Annotated in this window: 14 protein-coding genes and 1 pseudogene; 1 reads left to right on the top strand and 14 read right to left on the bottom strand. The window is 53.0% G+C overall.

Going from position 1 to position 14,591, the window contains the following annotated elements; genetic code table 11:
- Position 1 precedes the first annotated feature (1 nt).
- The 12 genes and pseudogenes from B0W44_RS09435 to B0W44_RS09385 form a co-directional block, all read right to left on the bottom strand.
- Positions 2–1,897: a PrkA family serine protein kinase gene (locus B0W44_RS09435; protein ID WP_077719825.1), complete on the bottom strand. Its 1,896-nt coding sequence runs from the start codon at positions 1,895–1,897 to the stop codon at positions 2–4.
- 242 nt (positions 1,898–2,139) lie between these two features.
- Positions 2,140–2,547, bottom strand: a complete 408-nt coding sequence (locus B0W44_RS17775; RefSeq protein ID WP_149026972.1) for a hypothetical protein — start codon at positions 2,545–2,547, stop codon at positions 2,140–2,142.
- Complete coding sequence (locus B0W44_RS09430; RefSeq protein WP_077719824.1) at positions 2,517–2,738, bottom strand: hypothetical protein; 222 nt, start codon at positions 2,736–2,738, stop codon at positions 2,517–2,519. The genes B0W44_RS17775 and B0W44_RS09430 overlap by 31 nt, the downstream gene beginning before the upstream one ends.
- 1 nt (position 2,739) lies before the next feature.
- Entirely contained in the window at positions 2,740–3,597 is an 858-nt protein-coding gene (locus B0W44_RS09425) for an ABC transporter permease (RefSeq protein ID WP_169835512.1), read from the bottom strand.
- Entirely contained in the window at positions 3,572–4,528 is a 957-nt protein-coding gene (locus B0W44_RS09420; RefSeq protein ID WP_077719822.1) for an ABC transporter ATP-binding protein, read from the bottom strand. The genes B0W44_RS09425 and B0W44_RS09420 overlap by 26 nt, the downstream gene beginning before the upstream one ends.
- On the bottom strand, positions 4,525–6,921 hold the full coding sequence (locus tag B0W44_RS09415) for a DUF7408 domain-containing protein (RefSeq protein ID WP_077719821.1): 2,397 nt from the start codon (positions 6,919–6,921) through the stop codon (positions 4,525–4,527). Before B0W44_RS09415 ends, B0W44_RS09420 begins: the two co-directional genes overlap by 4 nt.
- Before the next feature lie 294 nt (positions 6,922–7,215).
- On the bottom strand, positions 7,216–7,680 hold the full coding sequence (gene trmL / locus B0W44_RS09410; RefSeq protein ID WP_077719820.1) for a tRNA (uridine(34)/cytosine(34)/5-carboxymethylaminomethyluridine(34)-2'-O)-methyltransferase TrmL: 465 nt from the start codon (positions 7,678–7,680) through the stop codon (positions 7,216–7,218).
- Positions 7,681–7,787: 107 nt separating this feature from the next.
- Entirely contained in the window at positions 7,788–8,300 is a 513-nt protein-coding gene (locus tag B0W44_RS09405; RefSeq protein ID WP_228440915.1) for an amidase domain-containing protein, read from the bottom strand.
- Between the two features lie 67 nt (positions 8,301–8,367).
- Positions 8,368–8,907 (bottom strand): methylated-DNA--[protein]-cysteine S-methyltransferase, encoded by a 540-nt coding sequence (locus tag B0W44_RS09400; RefSeq protein WP_228440913.1) that lies wholly within the window; start codon positions 8,905–8,907, stop codon positions 8,368–8,370.
- Between the two features lie 50 nt (positions 8,908–8,957).
- Positions 8,958–10,136: a tRNA epoxyqueuosine(34) reductase QueG gene (gene queG, locus B0W44_RS09395; protein WP_077719817.1), complete on the bottom strand. Its 1,179-nt coding sequence runs from the start codon at positions 10,134–10,136 to the stop codon at positions 8,958–8,960.
- Between the two features lie 27 nt (positions 10,137–10,163).
- Positions 10,164–10,597 (bottom strand): annotated as a pseudogene (rnhA, locus tag B0W44_RS09390) (ribonuclease HI).
- Positions 10,598–10,672: 75 nt separating this feature from the next.
- The gene (locus tag B0W44_RS09385) at positions 10,673–12,376 is read right to left on the bottom strand and encodes an ABC-ATPase domain-containing protein (protein ID WP_077719816.1); all 1,704 of its coding nucleotides are present in this window, start codon (positions 12,374–12,376) and stop codon (positions 10,673–10,675) included.
- 301 nt (positions 12,377–12,677) lie between these two features.
- On the opposite strand from B0W44_RS09385, the gene B0W44_RS09380 reads away from it, so the two are divergent.
- Positions 12,678–13,526 (top strand): Cof-type HAD-IIB family hydrolase, encoded by an 849-nt coding sequence (locus tag B0W44_RS09380; protein ID WP_169835511.1) that lies wholly within the window; start codon positions 12,678–12,680, stop codon positions 13,524–13,526.
- A 9-nt stretch (positions 13,527–13,535) separates the two neighbouring features.
- Here B0W44_RS09380 and B0W44_RS18900 read toward each other — a convergent pair whose 3' ends face one another.
- Positions 13,536–13,670 carry a hypothetical protein gene (locus B0W44_RS18900; protein ID WP_257788045.1) on the bottom strand — a complete coding sequence of 45 codons (135 nt, stop codon included), beginning with the start codon at positions 13,668–13,670 and terminating at the stop codon, positions 13,536–13,538.
- Positions 13,671–13,792: 122 nt separating this feature from the next.
- Positions 13,793–14,506, bottom strand: a complete 714-nt coding sequence (locus B0W44_RS09375; RefSeq protein WP_077719814.1) for a glycerophosphodiester phosphodiesterase — start codon at positions 14,504–14,506, stop codon at positions 13,793–13,795.
- Positions 14,507–14,591: the final 85 nt, after the last annotated feature.

Genomic DNA, 14,591 nt, shown 5'->3' with positions numbered 1-14,591 from the left:
GTCAACGGTTTAGCAAACTTCCTACGTAACGCAGCAGTTCGTTGGCACAGACGGGGCAGTAACCGTGCTCGTCAATCAGCCGCCGCGTCACTTCGTTGATTTTTTTCAACTGGTTTTCGTCCGGCGTTTTGGTAGACGTGGTGATTTTGACGACATCTTTCAAATCGGCGAACAGTTTTTTCTGAATCGCTTCCCTCAGCCGCTCATGACTGTTGTAGTCGAACCGTTTGCCTTTACGAGCGTACGCCGAAATGCGGATCAGTATTTCTTCGCGAAAGGCTTTTTTCGCGTTTTCGGAGATCCCGATCTGTTCCTCAATGGACCGCATCAGTTTTTCGTCCGGGTCCAGCTCTTCGCCGGTGATCGGATCCCGGATCTTCTGGCGATTGCAGTATGCTTCCACATTATCTAAATAGTTGTCCAACAGCGTCTTCGCCGATTCTTCATACGAGTAGACAAACGCCTTCTGCACTTCTTTTTTCGCTGTTTCGTCATATTCTTTGCGCGCCACGGAGATAAAATTGAGGTAGCGCTCGCGCTGTTCCTTCGTAATGGACGGGTGTTGATCCAGTCCGTCTTTCAGGGCGCGCAAAATGTCGAGGGCGTTGATGCACGTCGTGTCTTGCCGGACAAACGCACTGGAGATGCGGTTTATGACGTAACGGGGATCGATGCCGTCCATGCCTTCATCGAGGTATTCGTTTTGCAGTTCTTCCACGTCGGAGTCTTTAAACCCTTCCACTGCCTCACCGTCGTACAGCCGCATTTTTTTCACGAGGTCCATGCCTTGTTTTTTGGACTCTCGCAGTCTTGACAAAATGCTGAACGTTGCGGCAGCCCTCAACGCGTGGGGCGCGATGTGGATGTGGGCCATGTCGCTCTCTTTAATGAGTTTGTCGTAAATCTTTTCTTCATCTGACACTTTCAGGTTGTACGGGATCGGCATGACGATGATGCGTGACTGGAGGGCTTCGTTTTTCTTGTTGCTGATAAACGCTTTGTACTCCGCTTCGTTCGTGTGGGCGATGATGAGCTGATCCGCGGAAATGAGGGCGAAACGCCCTGCCTTGAAGTTTCCTTCCTGAGTCAACGAGAGTAAATTCCAGAGAAACTTCTCGTCGCACTTCAACATTTCCTGAAATTCCATCAAACCGCGGTTTGCTTTGTTCAACTCACCGTCAAAGCGGTAAGCCCGCGGGTCCGATTCGGAACCGTACTCGGCGATGGTGGAAAAGTCGATGCTCCCCGTAAGGTCCGCAATGTCCTGCGACTTAGGGTCGGACGGGCTGAACGTCCCGATCCCCACCCTCTCGTCTTCAGAGAGCAGTACCCGCTCAACCGGCACGTCTTCCACCCGGTTGCCGTATTCGTGTTTAAGCTTAAACTGACATGACGGGCACAATTTGCCTTCAATCTTCACCCCGAGTTCCTCTTCCAGTTCCGGGCGCAAGTCGACAGGCACGAGGTGCAGCGGCTCCTCCTGCATCGGGCACCCTTTGATGGCGTACAGAGCGCCGGCGTCCGTCCGGGAATAGCGTTCCAACCCTTCTTTCAGCAAATTGACGATCGTCGACTTTCCACCGCTGACGGGTCCCATGAGCAGCAAGATGCGTTTGCGCACGTCGAGCCGCCTGGCCGCGGAGTGAAAGTATTCTTCCACTAACCGTTCAATGGCTTGCTCCAATCCGAATATTTCGCGACTAAAAAAGGAGTAGGACTTGCCCCCCTCCGTCTCTTCAACTCCGGCGTCTTTAATCATATTGTAAATGCGGGAGTGCGCTGTTTGGGCCACATGCGGACGCTCGCGCACGATGTCTAAGTAATCGGCAAATGTGCCTTCCCACGCCAACCGCTCTTCTTCTCTTCGGTGTTCATCAATGCGTTTTAAGATATCCACCTGCGCTCTCTCCTTCCGGATCGTCCCCCGGTCATAAGGCCGTGATGATGACGGGTCATAGTACAGAGGGTGATCAACTCGATAGTGAGGTGAACCGGGGAATCATGGATCTGAGGGGTACTATCATTGTATGCGCAGGTTTAAGGAAGTTGCGCCAAGATTCGATTAAGCGCAAGCAATTGTCGTAAGATGATAGAATGACAGAGTGTCTCAATAGATTGCTATAGAGCGGCTTTTGGTTCCTACCGTTTCCGACGGTTTTTCGCCGCCAACAGACGTTCCATCCGCTCTGCCGTCCCGCCGTCTTTCGTCTCAGGCGGCCGCGGCGATTTTGCTGGTGTGGGTGTCGTCTGTCCGGGCTGAGCGGCGGCGTCCCTCGTACGCATTGGCCTTTCGTCCGCCGTATCCCCCTCCCGTCTGATAGCGGCGACACCCGATGGACCTCCTGCCGATGGACCTTTCTCCGGGAATGGCCGTCTACTCCACCTGTTCCCCTTCCGCCTGTTTAATCGCGGGAGCGTAACTGTATACGCCGTCCGTTTCGGCACACGCAACGTTCTGGTGACTCGGTTACGGATGCGTGTCGTAAACGGCAAGGCAATTGTCAACCTCCGGGCCGCTATGTCGAGAGGGAGGAGCAGCATCGCCAAAAGAAGACACCAGCGGCTGACCGGCTGCCGCTCCCAATGGCGGACTGCCGTACGGCGACGAGCTCCAAGAGAGCCGCCCCGATGCCGACCATCATCCCCCGGATCGCAAAGCGAACGACACGTTTTAGCCACAGTTTTGTGCGCAGCGCCTGCAATGCGTCCGCAACGGATGCTTCGCGCGTCTTCGGCATGTCAACCACGCTCCATCTTAGACCAAGCCCCTTGGTCGCGGCGTTTACGGCGTACCGGCGGCAACAGGTATATGGAGAACCCTAACAGGACCACCCCCGACACACCGTAAACGGACAGGAAAAACAGATACGGATTCACGTCTGTTTGATCGATAAAAGGCAACTCATTGGCAAAAAAGATACTCATAAAATCAACCATCGGGTTGAGTAAAAACCATACCGTCACCCAAAACGGCATCTGTGGTTGGGGACTTGTCTGGTCAAGTGCGTAAAACTGGGCGGCGAACATCCCGACAATCAATGTGCCGACGACAATGACCGCCACAGTCGCATAAGCGAGGACGGTGGCGACACCGGTACGCTGGATGAGGACCGAGTACAGCACCCCGACACTGCCGATGAAAAACATCGCCACGAAGTAGAAGCCGAAAATCTGTACGAATTGCAACGGGGATACGCCGCCGAACAGAAGGACGATGGCGTATAACGGCATCGTCGAGACGATAAGCAAGGTCATGAAACTCAACGCCGCCACCAGTTTACTGATCACAATGGAGGCAGTTGACAAATTCGTCGTCAACAACACCGCCAACGTCTGCCGTTCCCGTTCACCGCTGATGAGCCCCGCTGTCAAACCGGGCGTGACGAACCCGATGAATACGAGTTGCAGCGCCGACAACAGCATAAACAAGATCCGGCTGCCTTCAGGGTTAAAGTAGCCGCCGCCTGCTGTTTGCAAAGAGATGTACGTCAACACGATGCCGCCCATGACGAGCAAGTAGAGAGACAACACCCACGGCGTCCGCGCGGAGCGCATCCGCAAGCGAAACTCTTTACTCAACACCGGATGGTTCCACACTACCGTCCGACTCTCCCTTCGTAATCTCCATAAACACATCCTCCAGATTCTTCTCTGCAAGGTGAAACTGGGCAACCGGAATATCTGCTTGCACGAGCTGGCGCAACAACGTCGCCTGTTCGCGTTCATCCCCTTCCAACCCGACGCGGATCAAACCGTCCCCTTCTTCTTCCACCCGCGTGACGCGGGGATGCTCACGCAGGAAGTTAGCTGCCGCCTCCTGCCGTTCGCTAACGCGCAACGCCACGACGCGCCCCGTCTGGAGTTGCGCCGCAATGGACTTCACGTTGCCGTACGCCACCAGCTCCCCATTTTCCATAACACCCATGTCGTCGCACAAGTCAGCCAGTTCAGGCAAAATGTGTGAACTGATCATGATCGTCTTCCCCATGTCGCGCAGTTCTTTCAAAATCTCACGAAATTCAATTCGTGCCCGCGGATCGAGACCGGAGGCCGGTTCATCCAAAATGAGCAACTCCGGATCGTGAACTAAACAGCGTGCCAACCCGAGACGCTGTTTCATGCCCCGGGAGAGGGAATCGACGTAGGCATCCCCTTTGTCACTTAAGTTCACAAGCTCCAAAAGCTGCGGAATGAGTGCATGGCGCTCCGCCTTGGAGATGCCGTAACTCGCCGCGAAAAAGTCAAGGTACTCCACGGCTTTAAACTGGTCGTACACCCCGAAGAAGTCGGGCATGTAGCCGATCAACTTCCTCACCTTGCGCGGATGGCGCAAAACGTCGTATCCGCCGACGAAAGCACGCCCCGCTGACGGTTCCAACAGCGTCGACAATATGAGCATCGTCGTCGATTTCCCGGCGCCGTTCGGCCCGATAAACCCGAACACCGATCCTTTCGCAACTTCCAGATCCAGATTTTTCAAAGCGTGCACGTTGCCGTACACCTTACTTAAACCTTCTGTTTGAATCATCGCACGACCTTCCCTTCCGCCTCTAACACGGGGAACGGGTAAAACTGATCGCTTCCCGCTTGATCCCGGCTGACCTTGACTAACACCTCACCTGTTCCAGACACATACTCGTCCAAGGATTGGTCAGAATGTCCATTCGTCTCTTCCCATTCTCCCGCCTTCCAGTTAAACCACTCCACCTTACTTACCGCGCCTTGCAGTTCGACGTTCAGCTTGTCTAACGTTACGTTTTCTTCAACATTTAAATCAAAGCGGAATGTGACAGAACCCGTTCCTTGCAGAATGTTAAACCCTTCCGGCATGATGTCGACAGCACCGGACGTCGCGACAACGGCCGGTATGATCGACCCTTTGGGGTACACCACTTTCCCGTCTTTATCCGGTCGTATTTCCAGCGGCGCGATGACGAGTGAAAGGGAGTACTGGTCCGAAGTCCTACCCGCAACCGTACTTTCATAAACGGGCTGTTCCGTCCATCCCATTAACTGTACTTGTGACGGGAACGGCTGTAAATGATAGCCTTCGTGTTCCAAATATTGCAACAGCATTACCTCACGCCGGAATTCGTCTGCCTTCCCCCCTGCTGTCGGGAGCAACTGCCTGCTTAAAAGTCCCGGATGTCGCACTGGGACCGGGTCTAACTTCACATCGATCTGTTTCGTCTCCCCCTTTTTTAACCCGCCAATGGCGCTCATTTGACCGCCGGCCAACACGTGGGCGTCTCTTAAATCCCACTTCGTTTCATTCGTCACCGTTCCGACGACCCGTTCTCCTTCCATCGTCAAGTTTGCGGCAATCTGACCTCCGTTCACATACCCTTCCACGTAGGCTTTGCGCAGCGACCAAAACTCCACCTTTTCAAACGTAACATCCGTGCCTTCGGGTGTGATGTGGACACGCGAATCGTTCCAGTCGCCTGCAGTGGTCGTCGTAACGTCAGAACGTCCTGGCCACGCAAAGACCGTATTCGGCAACCGCAATGTGTACGTTCCCCCTTCAGGGACAAAGACGGCGGAGGCCCCTCTCAATTCAGCAAAGTCGTCCGGATACAGTTTCACAACTTGGACATCGTGTACCATGACCGCTTCGCTGCGTTTTTCAGCTCCGTACGTATATACGCCAAAAGCGACGAGAACTGCACAGAGGGGGATCACGCCCCACGCCCAGCCGCGTTTGTCAAAACGGCGCAGAAGCAGATAAAGCACTGGGCCTACGAGCAGCACATAAATGAGAAAAGCGATGGCCATACCACCGGGACTCGGTAATTGCAAGGAAGGGTTGTAGTCGACAGACTGCCTTAAACTCCACGGAAAGCGGTCAAATTGAGTGACGTACTGGCGGCTTCCGCTCAGAAAGCTCTCCCACCACACAGCGTTGCCGTTCCAATCGGCAATTGGCGGCGCGGTCAAGTTGTAAGCGGTGTAGATCACATCTCCTTCCCGCCACGCCTTGGAGGCGACAATGGGAAGGCCGTCTTGCGCCACCAATGCCTTCGCGTCTGGCCGCAGCGTCCCTTCACTTACCGTGAGTGGCGACGTGAACTTCAGTTCCGCCCCGTATTCCTTCTGTCTCTGAAAGACATCAACGGCGTCGATCGTCGTTGTGCCGGACACGTCAACGGGAGAAAGTTCTTGAAAGGCCTGGGCGCTCTTTTCGTATCCCGGACCGCCACCGAGGATAAGTGTTCCGCCCCTTGCCACCCAGTTTTTAACGGCTTCCACCTGGTTGACATTGAGCGTCTCAGCCGGGAAATTGTTTAAGACGAGCACGTCCAGACTGGAGAGGCCAATCCCCACTTCGGGAATAACGTCCGGCTGCAGCTCGTAAATGTGCGGCGCGCGGTTTCCGCCACCCATCTTTAAGCCGTGCAAAAATTTACCTGCTTCCGGAGACGTGGACAACACACCGACCGTCATCTCATATGGTCCCAATTGGTTGACTCGAACGTTAGCTTCCGTTACTTTACTCCCGTCTGCTGTGAAGACGAGTTTCTGTCCCGCCTGCACGCGTTCACTCGGAGCGAGTAACGTCAACGTTTTCGTCGTCCCTTGCGGAAGGTCAACATGAGCCTCCACTGTCCCCGTCCAATCGCCGTCATTCGCGTTACGGTTCACATCGAGATACACGTTTCCCTGGATCGCTGATCCGTTATTCGTAAGGGTAATACGAATCGGAGCCCAACTGCCGTATTTCACTTCACCGTTAAAACCTGTCTCGACAGACATTTCCACGCGATCCTGGCCGTAAGTCACTGGAAGATTCCCCGTACACACCAAGATGAACAGGAAGCCCACCGCGAGTATGTAGCGAATATAAGTGCTCAGCGCGCTTTTCCCCAAATTGAACTCTCCTACCTCACTCTGTACCTGTAACGGTACGTTGTCTCCTAACACACGCCTTCCTCCCCATGTGACGAATGGGGAAGGCAAAAGGTTGCATGATTGTGTCTCTCTTGTGACAAACATTCCTCTACCGGGCATTTTGGTTTATACTAAGAGATGATCACTCTATTTTGCAAGGAGCGAATGCGTGATGAAACTGGCGATTATTCTCATCGTTTTCATCGCTTTCCTCGGCGCTATTTTCACCGCCGGTTACAACGAAGACCGCACGTTTAACTTCTAACAAGACAGGTCTAGGGGGTCTAGTCCGACTGCGACTAGACCTTTCGATGTCAAAGGTTTGAGTCAACGCATCCCCGGATAACCGATTTGACGCAACGCTTCGTAGACGACGATAGCGACGGAGTTCGACAGATTAAGCGACCGTACGTCCGACGTCATCGGGACGCGCAGGCACGAATCGCGGTTTTCCTGCAGCAATTCCGGCGGCAACCCGGCCGATTCCTTGCCGAATACGAACACATCGCCCGCCTGAAACGAAACATCGGTGTGGGCCTTGTCCGCTTTCGTCGTGAAATAAAAAAAACGGCTGTTTGGAAACGCCTGGTCCACTTCAGACAATGCGTCATAATACGTGATATCGACGTCATGCCAGTAATCACACCCCGCCCGCTTCAAATGGCGATCGTCAGTCGAAAAACCGAGTGGCCGTACCAGGTGCAGTTTCGCCCCGGTGGCGGCACACGTTCGGGCGATGTTTCCCGTATTGTACGGAATTTCCGGTTCCACGAGTACAATGTGAAAGGGCATGCGTGTGTCACCTCAAACTTGATGATTACTCCGCTACATCGTGAAAAGCTCTCAACATGTTTATGTTTGAGTTTGTCCAAAAAATGGCGGCCGTTTCGCACCGCCAATCAGTCGTCAATGTGGAAAAATTTGTAGCGCGATTGGGGAGTCCAAGCATGGGAGTCCCGGTAGCTCCACAGGCGGTGCCGGCTGTTGACGGTATGGGCGTTGACGAGTGGCATTCCATCTGCCCCGTGTCCGGTCACGATCGTCGTATGTTCCCACTTGCCACCGCCTGACCAGTCGTAGCAAACGACATCGCCAATGGCCAACTCTTGCGGACGTTGCACTTCCCAGACCGGTATGGGAGTGCGGCCCCCGGCTAAATACCAGTGCAAGCTGTGAGCCACGGCCCAGCTGTAACTCCAATTGTCATCCTCCCCGCCGTTTCCCCGGTACCACCATCCCTCGTCCCGTCTCTCGCCGCCCTGCATCGGAAACCCCCCAGCCAACAAACACTGCGAGACAAAGTTCGTGCAGTCCACCTCAAATTTCTTGAACTTCGGGTGGTAGTCGTTCCACCATCTTTCCGCATACTGTCGCACCCGTTCACGGTCATACGTGTGACGTGAAAGATTCATGCCAAACCCTCTTTCCCCCATTTTTATCGTCACATTGTATGAAGGGACTGCGGCGAAGATGATCTGTTTATTTTAGATAGCCTTCTAGCCTCAGTAAATACTCTTTTTTATCTAGTCCGCCGCCGTAACCGACTAATGCTCCGTTTGAGCCGATGACCCGGTGGCACGGTACGATGATGGAAATCGGATTTTTATTGTTGGCTCTCCCGACCGCTCGCACTGCTTTCGGCATGCCGATGGCTTTTGCAATGTCCTTGTACGTCCGCACTTCTCCGTACGGAATGTTTAAAAGCTCCTGCCAAACTTTTCGTTGAAAAGGCGTCCCGCCCAGAAAAGTGACGGACGTATCAAACTGACGGCGCTCACCGGAGAAGTATTCGTGCAACTCGTCTATAACTGATTGCACGTCTTCTCCACCTTCTGTCAGACGGACCGACGCTCCGAGGCATGATTTGCTCCACAACTCCAGCTCCCATTCAGCAGGCTTGCAACCGGCATAGGACAGCCAACACACCTCGCCGTCCAGCACAGCGACCGTTACTTGGCCTAGCGGAGTCTCCGTAGACCCGTACCGTAAATGAGTCCCTTTGTCAGGTTGTGCATCCAAAGCAAACCCTCCCATAAACTCCCCTTTGCCACAGAACTATCGGACACCTTTTACGATCTACCCGTACAGTTTTTATTCGATCCTTCCAAATACTGTTGCAGTTGTCTTTTCACTGTCGGGTCAGTCTCTTTAGATTCAGCTGTTATTAACACACGCTCCGCTTCTTCACCGCCTATTTTATGCAAAGCCCACGCCGCTGTTTCTCTTATGACGGGACGCGGGTCCTCGTAAAGAAGTTTGGCCAGCTCAGGGACAGCCGTTGTGTCTTTAAAGTGTGCCAGGGCAATGATCGCATTGCGCTGGATCGGTTTTTTGCCGCGCCAGGACGCAGATGACGCACCGTATTTCTCCCTGAATTCACTTTTTGTCATGCATAACAGCGGTTTTAGTAACGGTTTGCTCGTTTCCGGGTCAGGCCTGAATTCTTCTTGATGTGTGGCATTCACACGTTGGTTGTACGGGCAAACCGTTTGACACGTGTCACACCCGTACAGTCGTGCTCCGATTTTTTCACGATCTTTTTCTTCGAGTGATCCCCGCGTCAGCGTCAAATACGCAAGGCAGCGCCGTGCGTTCAGTTGACGCGGCTGAACGAGGGCTGCCGTCGGACACGCATCGAGACAGCGCGTGCACTCTCCGCACCCGTCTGACATCGGCTCATCCCGCGGAAGAAAGACGTCCGTCACCATTTCTCCGAGGTAGACCCACGATCCGAATTCTGGTGTAATGAGGGCCGTATTTTTACCGATCCACCCAAGGCCGGCGCGTTCTGCCACAGCGCGGTCGGACAGTACACCTGTATCCACCATAATTTCTGCTTTAGCATGGGGGATGCGTTCCAACAGAAAGTCTTTTAACGCTTGGAGACGTTCCTTGAGGACGTGATGATAGTCTTGCCCCCATGAAACTCTCGCCATCACCCCGCGGTAAGCGCCCGGGGCTTGTGCCGGGTTATACGGCATCTTACTCGGATAAGCGACGGCAATGGCGATAATGCTTTGCGCACCGGGAACGGTTAACGACGGGTCGACGCGCTTCTCGATGTCTTTTTCCTCAAACCCGGAGTCATATCCCTTTTTTCGATGTTCAGTGAGGCGCACGCGCAGTTCGTCGAACGGCTCGGCGGAACACACCCCGATTTTGTCTATGCCGATTTCACGGGCGTACGCGAACAGTTCTGCTTTTAGAGCCGATGCGTTCACTGCGTCCACCTCCCCCTTGAACAACATATGTTTAAGTCGTGACGTTCTGACGTGTTAGGTGCTTGGAATAGCTTTGCGGGCCAGTTCGTCGCAACGGTTGTTCAGGTCGTTGTCACTGTGTCCTTTTACCTTGTAGAAATTGACGTCGTGTCGCTTTACTTCTCGCAGCAGCTCTTGCCACAAATCTCTGTTTTCTACCGGTTGTTTCTTTCCGTTCAGCCAGCCGTTCCGCTGCCAGTTGCGATACCATTCCTCGTTCATGCCGTTCACCAGGTAGGCGCTGTCACTGTAAAGGTGTACGACACAGGGTTCCTTTAATTTCTTTAACGCCTCGATGGCAGCCGTCAATTCCATGCGGTTGTTCGTCGTTTCTTTGCTTCCGCCAGACAGCTCTTTTTCATGTTTTCCGTAAAGGAGGATGGCCCCCAACCGCCGGGGCCCGGGTTTCCGGAACAGGCTCCATCTGTGTAAATCGTCACTTCTTTCATGATAACCTCCCGAGAGCCGCAAGGTCTACCCTAAAAAACCAAGAGATTTTCGAGGAACTGCCCTTGACTGAATGCTCAAGTAACGCGCAGCGTCCGGAGCCGGTTTACCGCTCCAGCCAACTCAAACTTGCGGGGCATAGCCAAATCTCCCGGATGCATCCCGTAAAACGGAGACACCGAATCGAGACCTTCACGCTCAATTTGTTCGTACAGCCGGTCGATACAGTCGACTAACGGCGTACTCCCGTCTGCAAGCTTTGCCAACACGCGCATCATCTCAGCAATGGCACGCGTTTGGCTCACATCGACGAGCTGCTCTAACGCTGAAAGGTCGATATCGGTTCGGCCGTAGACGATCCGGTGGAGACCTTTGGCGTCCACTTTTTCCTTGTTGCCGCGACGCGCCTGAAAACTGGAGGGCAGGACGTTTCGCGGTGTCACACTGCCGAACGATCCCCCGCTTTCTGCCTGGCGGGTGTTGTCCACTTGTTTTACAATTTGACGCGCTTTGTCCGTGACGTCGTAGGGCAAATACTCATTCATCATAATCACTGTATCACATACGTCGAAATAGTCTCCCGATCCACCGAGCACGAGGACGGTGGAGACAGACTTTTCTTCTGACAGCTGTCGCACGCGGTCGATAAACGGCGTGATCGGTTCCCTCTCTTTCGCCACGAGACGTTGCATCCTCCCGTCGCGAATCATGAAATTCGTCGCACTCGTATCTTCATCGATCAGTAAACAGCGACATCCGACTTCCAACGCCTCCACAATGTTCGCGGCTTGTGACGTACTCCCGCTGGCATCTTCCGTTGAGAAGCGCTCCGTATTCTGACCAAAGGGCAAGTTGTTAATAAACGGCGAGATGTTCACTTTTTCCACCCGTCGACCGTCTTCCGCTCTGATTTTAACAGCGGAGGGCTCGGTAAAGACATACTCCCGCCCATCGCCTTTAATGTGATCGTAGACGGAACGCTCAATCGCTTTCAGCAACGTGCTTTTCCCGTGGTAGCCGCCGCCAACGATTAAGTGGACGCCTCGAGGCAACGCCATCCCCTTTACCGGATCTCCGTGGGGAACAGGGACGGACTGCTCCAGTGTCGGAGGAGATTGAAAGCGAACGACCCGGTCACCGGTGAGCGGCCGATCACTGATCCCGCTCTCGCGGGGAAGCACCGAACCGTTGGCAACGAAGACGATCCACCCCTTCTGTGCCATGTACTGGCGAATAGCGAATTGATTGTCAGACAACTTTAAGTGTTCTTCCAGCTGATCTATATCTAGAGCTGTTTTTGGCAAAGATTTGGCGACGATCGACGGAATGACCTCCAGAAGCAATCGGGCGGCCTTTTGTCCCAAGATGCGCCGTCCGCTGGCCGGAAGGCCAATGGATATTCTCGCCTCCACGTATTCCGGTGTCACCACAACCGTCGTACGATCCAAAATCGTCTGTCCTGGAGCGTCGACGGCGATGAGACCGCTTTTCCCCGTGCCGCCGATGTTCGGTTTCTCCCGGCGGATCACCTCAGCTAACCTTCTAGCGACAAAATCTTTTAAGGCCACTTTACGGTGAGGGGTGTGATACCAGTCTGGATCGTATTTCGCCTGTCGCTGCTCCATGCGAACGCGAATTTTGGTAGGACTGGCGAACGGATCTCCCTGTACATAGTCGATAAACAGCAAAAACTTCGGAAAGCGGTATTCGCCCTGTATGTCTTTGTACGCTTTGTACCCTTTTCCGTCAATGCGTTGCAGTATCTCCCGCAGGCGATTCATGCACACGCTCCTTTCAGAAAACACGCACCTGACGACTGTGCCATTCATACGTTTCAAAGTAGATTGTCGGTTTCCTTACAATATCAAGTTTCCCCCGCGAGTGCAACCGATGGGGCTGTTCCCGTATGCTCTAATTCGACGTTCGTACGAGGGAACCCTTTTATACTTTTTGACACTTTCTTGAGTCTTCTAATCGAATGGCTACAATAGAGTGTAGGTTCACACCAGCACACGATGATTTACAAAACGTTAAAGCGTTCTTCACAAAATACCGTTACAATAGCAGTAAGGAGTGGATAACGTGAACTTAAAATACCGATTGTTTGTGTCAGACATTGATGGAACGTTGATTGGTGAGGACCGGAAAATTTCCGAAAAAAATAAAAACATGATCCGCTTATACCGGCAGTTGGGGGGCCAGGTCACCCTCGCCACCGGCCGGAGTTATTTGGAAACGAAAAAGTTTATTGAGGAACTCGGTTTGGAGTTGCCCGTCATTTTGTGCAACGGTGCCATCCTTTACGATCCACTGCAGGATCACTTGCACACTGTCACGTGCTTGGAGCGGAACAAAACGTTAAATTTTGTCGCTCGAATCGAACGCATGTTGCCCGATGTGGACATTCTCATCTTCACACCGAAGGCCATTTACACGAAGGGAATGAACGAATTTACCGCAGAAGGGTTAGACGAAGAAGGGTTTACCATCGTCGAGGTCAACCGACTTGTGGAGATCCCACAAGAAAATCCCATTATTAAGTTCGTCATTGTGAAACCGAACGTCGAGAAGACAGTCGTCCCCCATCTTCAAGAACAACCGGAATTCGACGAGCTGACCGTCATCCAGTCCGCCGATTTTTATTTGGAGGTGTTGCCCCTCCACACATCAAAAGGGAAAGCTGTCGTCCAACTGGCAGAGGAATGGAATATCCCCTTGCAAGATGTAGCGGTCATCGGCGATCATTTGAACGACTTGTCCATGTTTGAAGTAGCTGGATTGTCCGCAGCCGTCGGGAACGCACATCCGTCAGCAAAAAAAAGGGCGGACGTCGTGATGCCATCCAACGAGGAACATGCCGTCGCCCACTTTTTAAAACACTATGTGATTCCCTCTCCTTCCCAATACAAAAGCCGCACCGCTATTCGCTAATGTTTCACTTTACGCCGTAAATGTTGGCATGCGATCCACGACAGTGAGGGCTGTTTCCCTTCCGCCCTGTTTTGCCGACGTCTGCCCTCTGGCCTGGCGTCGCTGATATCCGCTAGCGTTCCTGTTTGGCGTTCCTGCTCCCATCCGACGAGACCACCGAGCCTGCTGCGAGGACGACCCCTTTGCCGACGGCCGTGCCATCTACAGTAGAACGGACCGTAAAAACGGACCCAGTTCTTAAATGGGCCAATCTGCCCCCACTCGTTCTATTGTTGAACGAGTTTTTCGCAAAGCCTTTTAAAGCGTTCTAATTGATTCGTCGTACTCAGAACCGATGGATAGCGACTCACTTTTTTAAACTGCCATTCTGTATCGACAGGCCAAACGACAACCTGGATCCCTGCGTCACGGCAAGCCTTCACATATTCATCTGTTAGAAATTCTACCCTGAAGGACAAATACGTTGCATCGATTTCCTTCATAAAGGGGATAACGGATGGTGTAATGCCGTACTGTATCAGGCCTAATTCAATGTCTTTTGAGAGACTGCGCATTTTTTGTACAGCAAAATGGTCGAACGAATTCACATAAACCTGCTTCAGCATACCAGTTTCTTCTATCACTTGGAGGACTGTTTCTTCCAAGCCAGGGTACCAATTCCCTTTCTGTTTTAACTCAATGCACACTCGCATTTTATCTTTGGCAAATCTTAAAGCCTCTTCTAGCGTAGGAATCGTTTCTCTGTCCCCGACCCGGAACTGCTTTAGTTCTTCATACGTATAATCTTTCACAAACCCCTTCCCGTTGGTCGTACGGTCGATCCTCAAGTCGTGCATCAGGACCGGAACCCCGTCCTTGCTTAGGTGGACATCCAACTCCAGATGGGTAAAGCCAAGGTCATAAGCTGCCCGAAACGAAGACAACGTGTTCTCCGGATATTTGGCAGAATACCCTCGATGGGCGAGAGCTTTAACTTTCACTGTATCCCTTCCTTTGTAGCGAAAGATGTGAGAGTGTCAAGGGAAGGCCCAGTATCGTCACTGCGCAAGACTGTCCTTCACCGAG

Origin of the sequence: Novibacillus thermophilus (assembly GCF_002005165.1) — a bacterium.
Classification (GTDB): domain Bacteria; phylum Bacillota; class Bacilli; order Thermoactinomycetales; family Novibacillaceae; genus Novibacillus; species Novibacillus thermophilus.
This window is presented reverse-complemented; position numbering and strand designations above follow the sequence as displayed.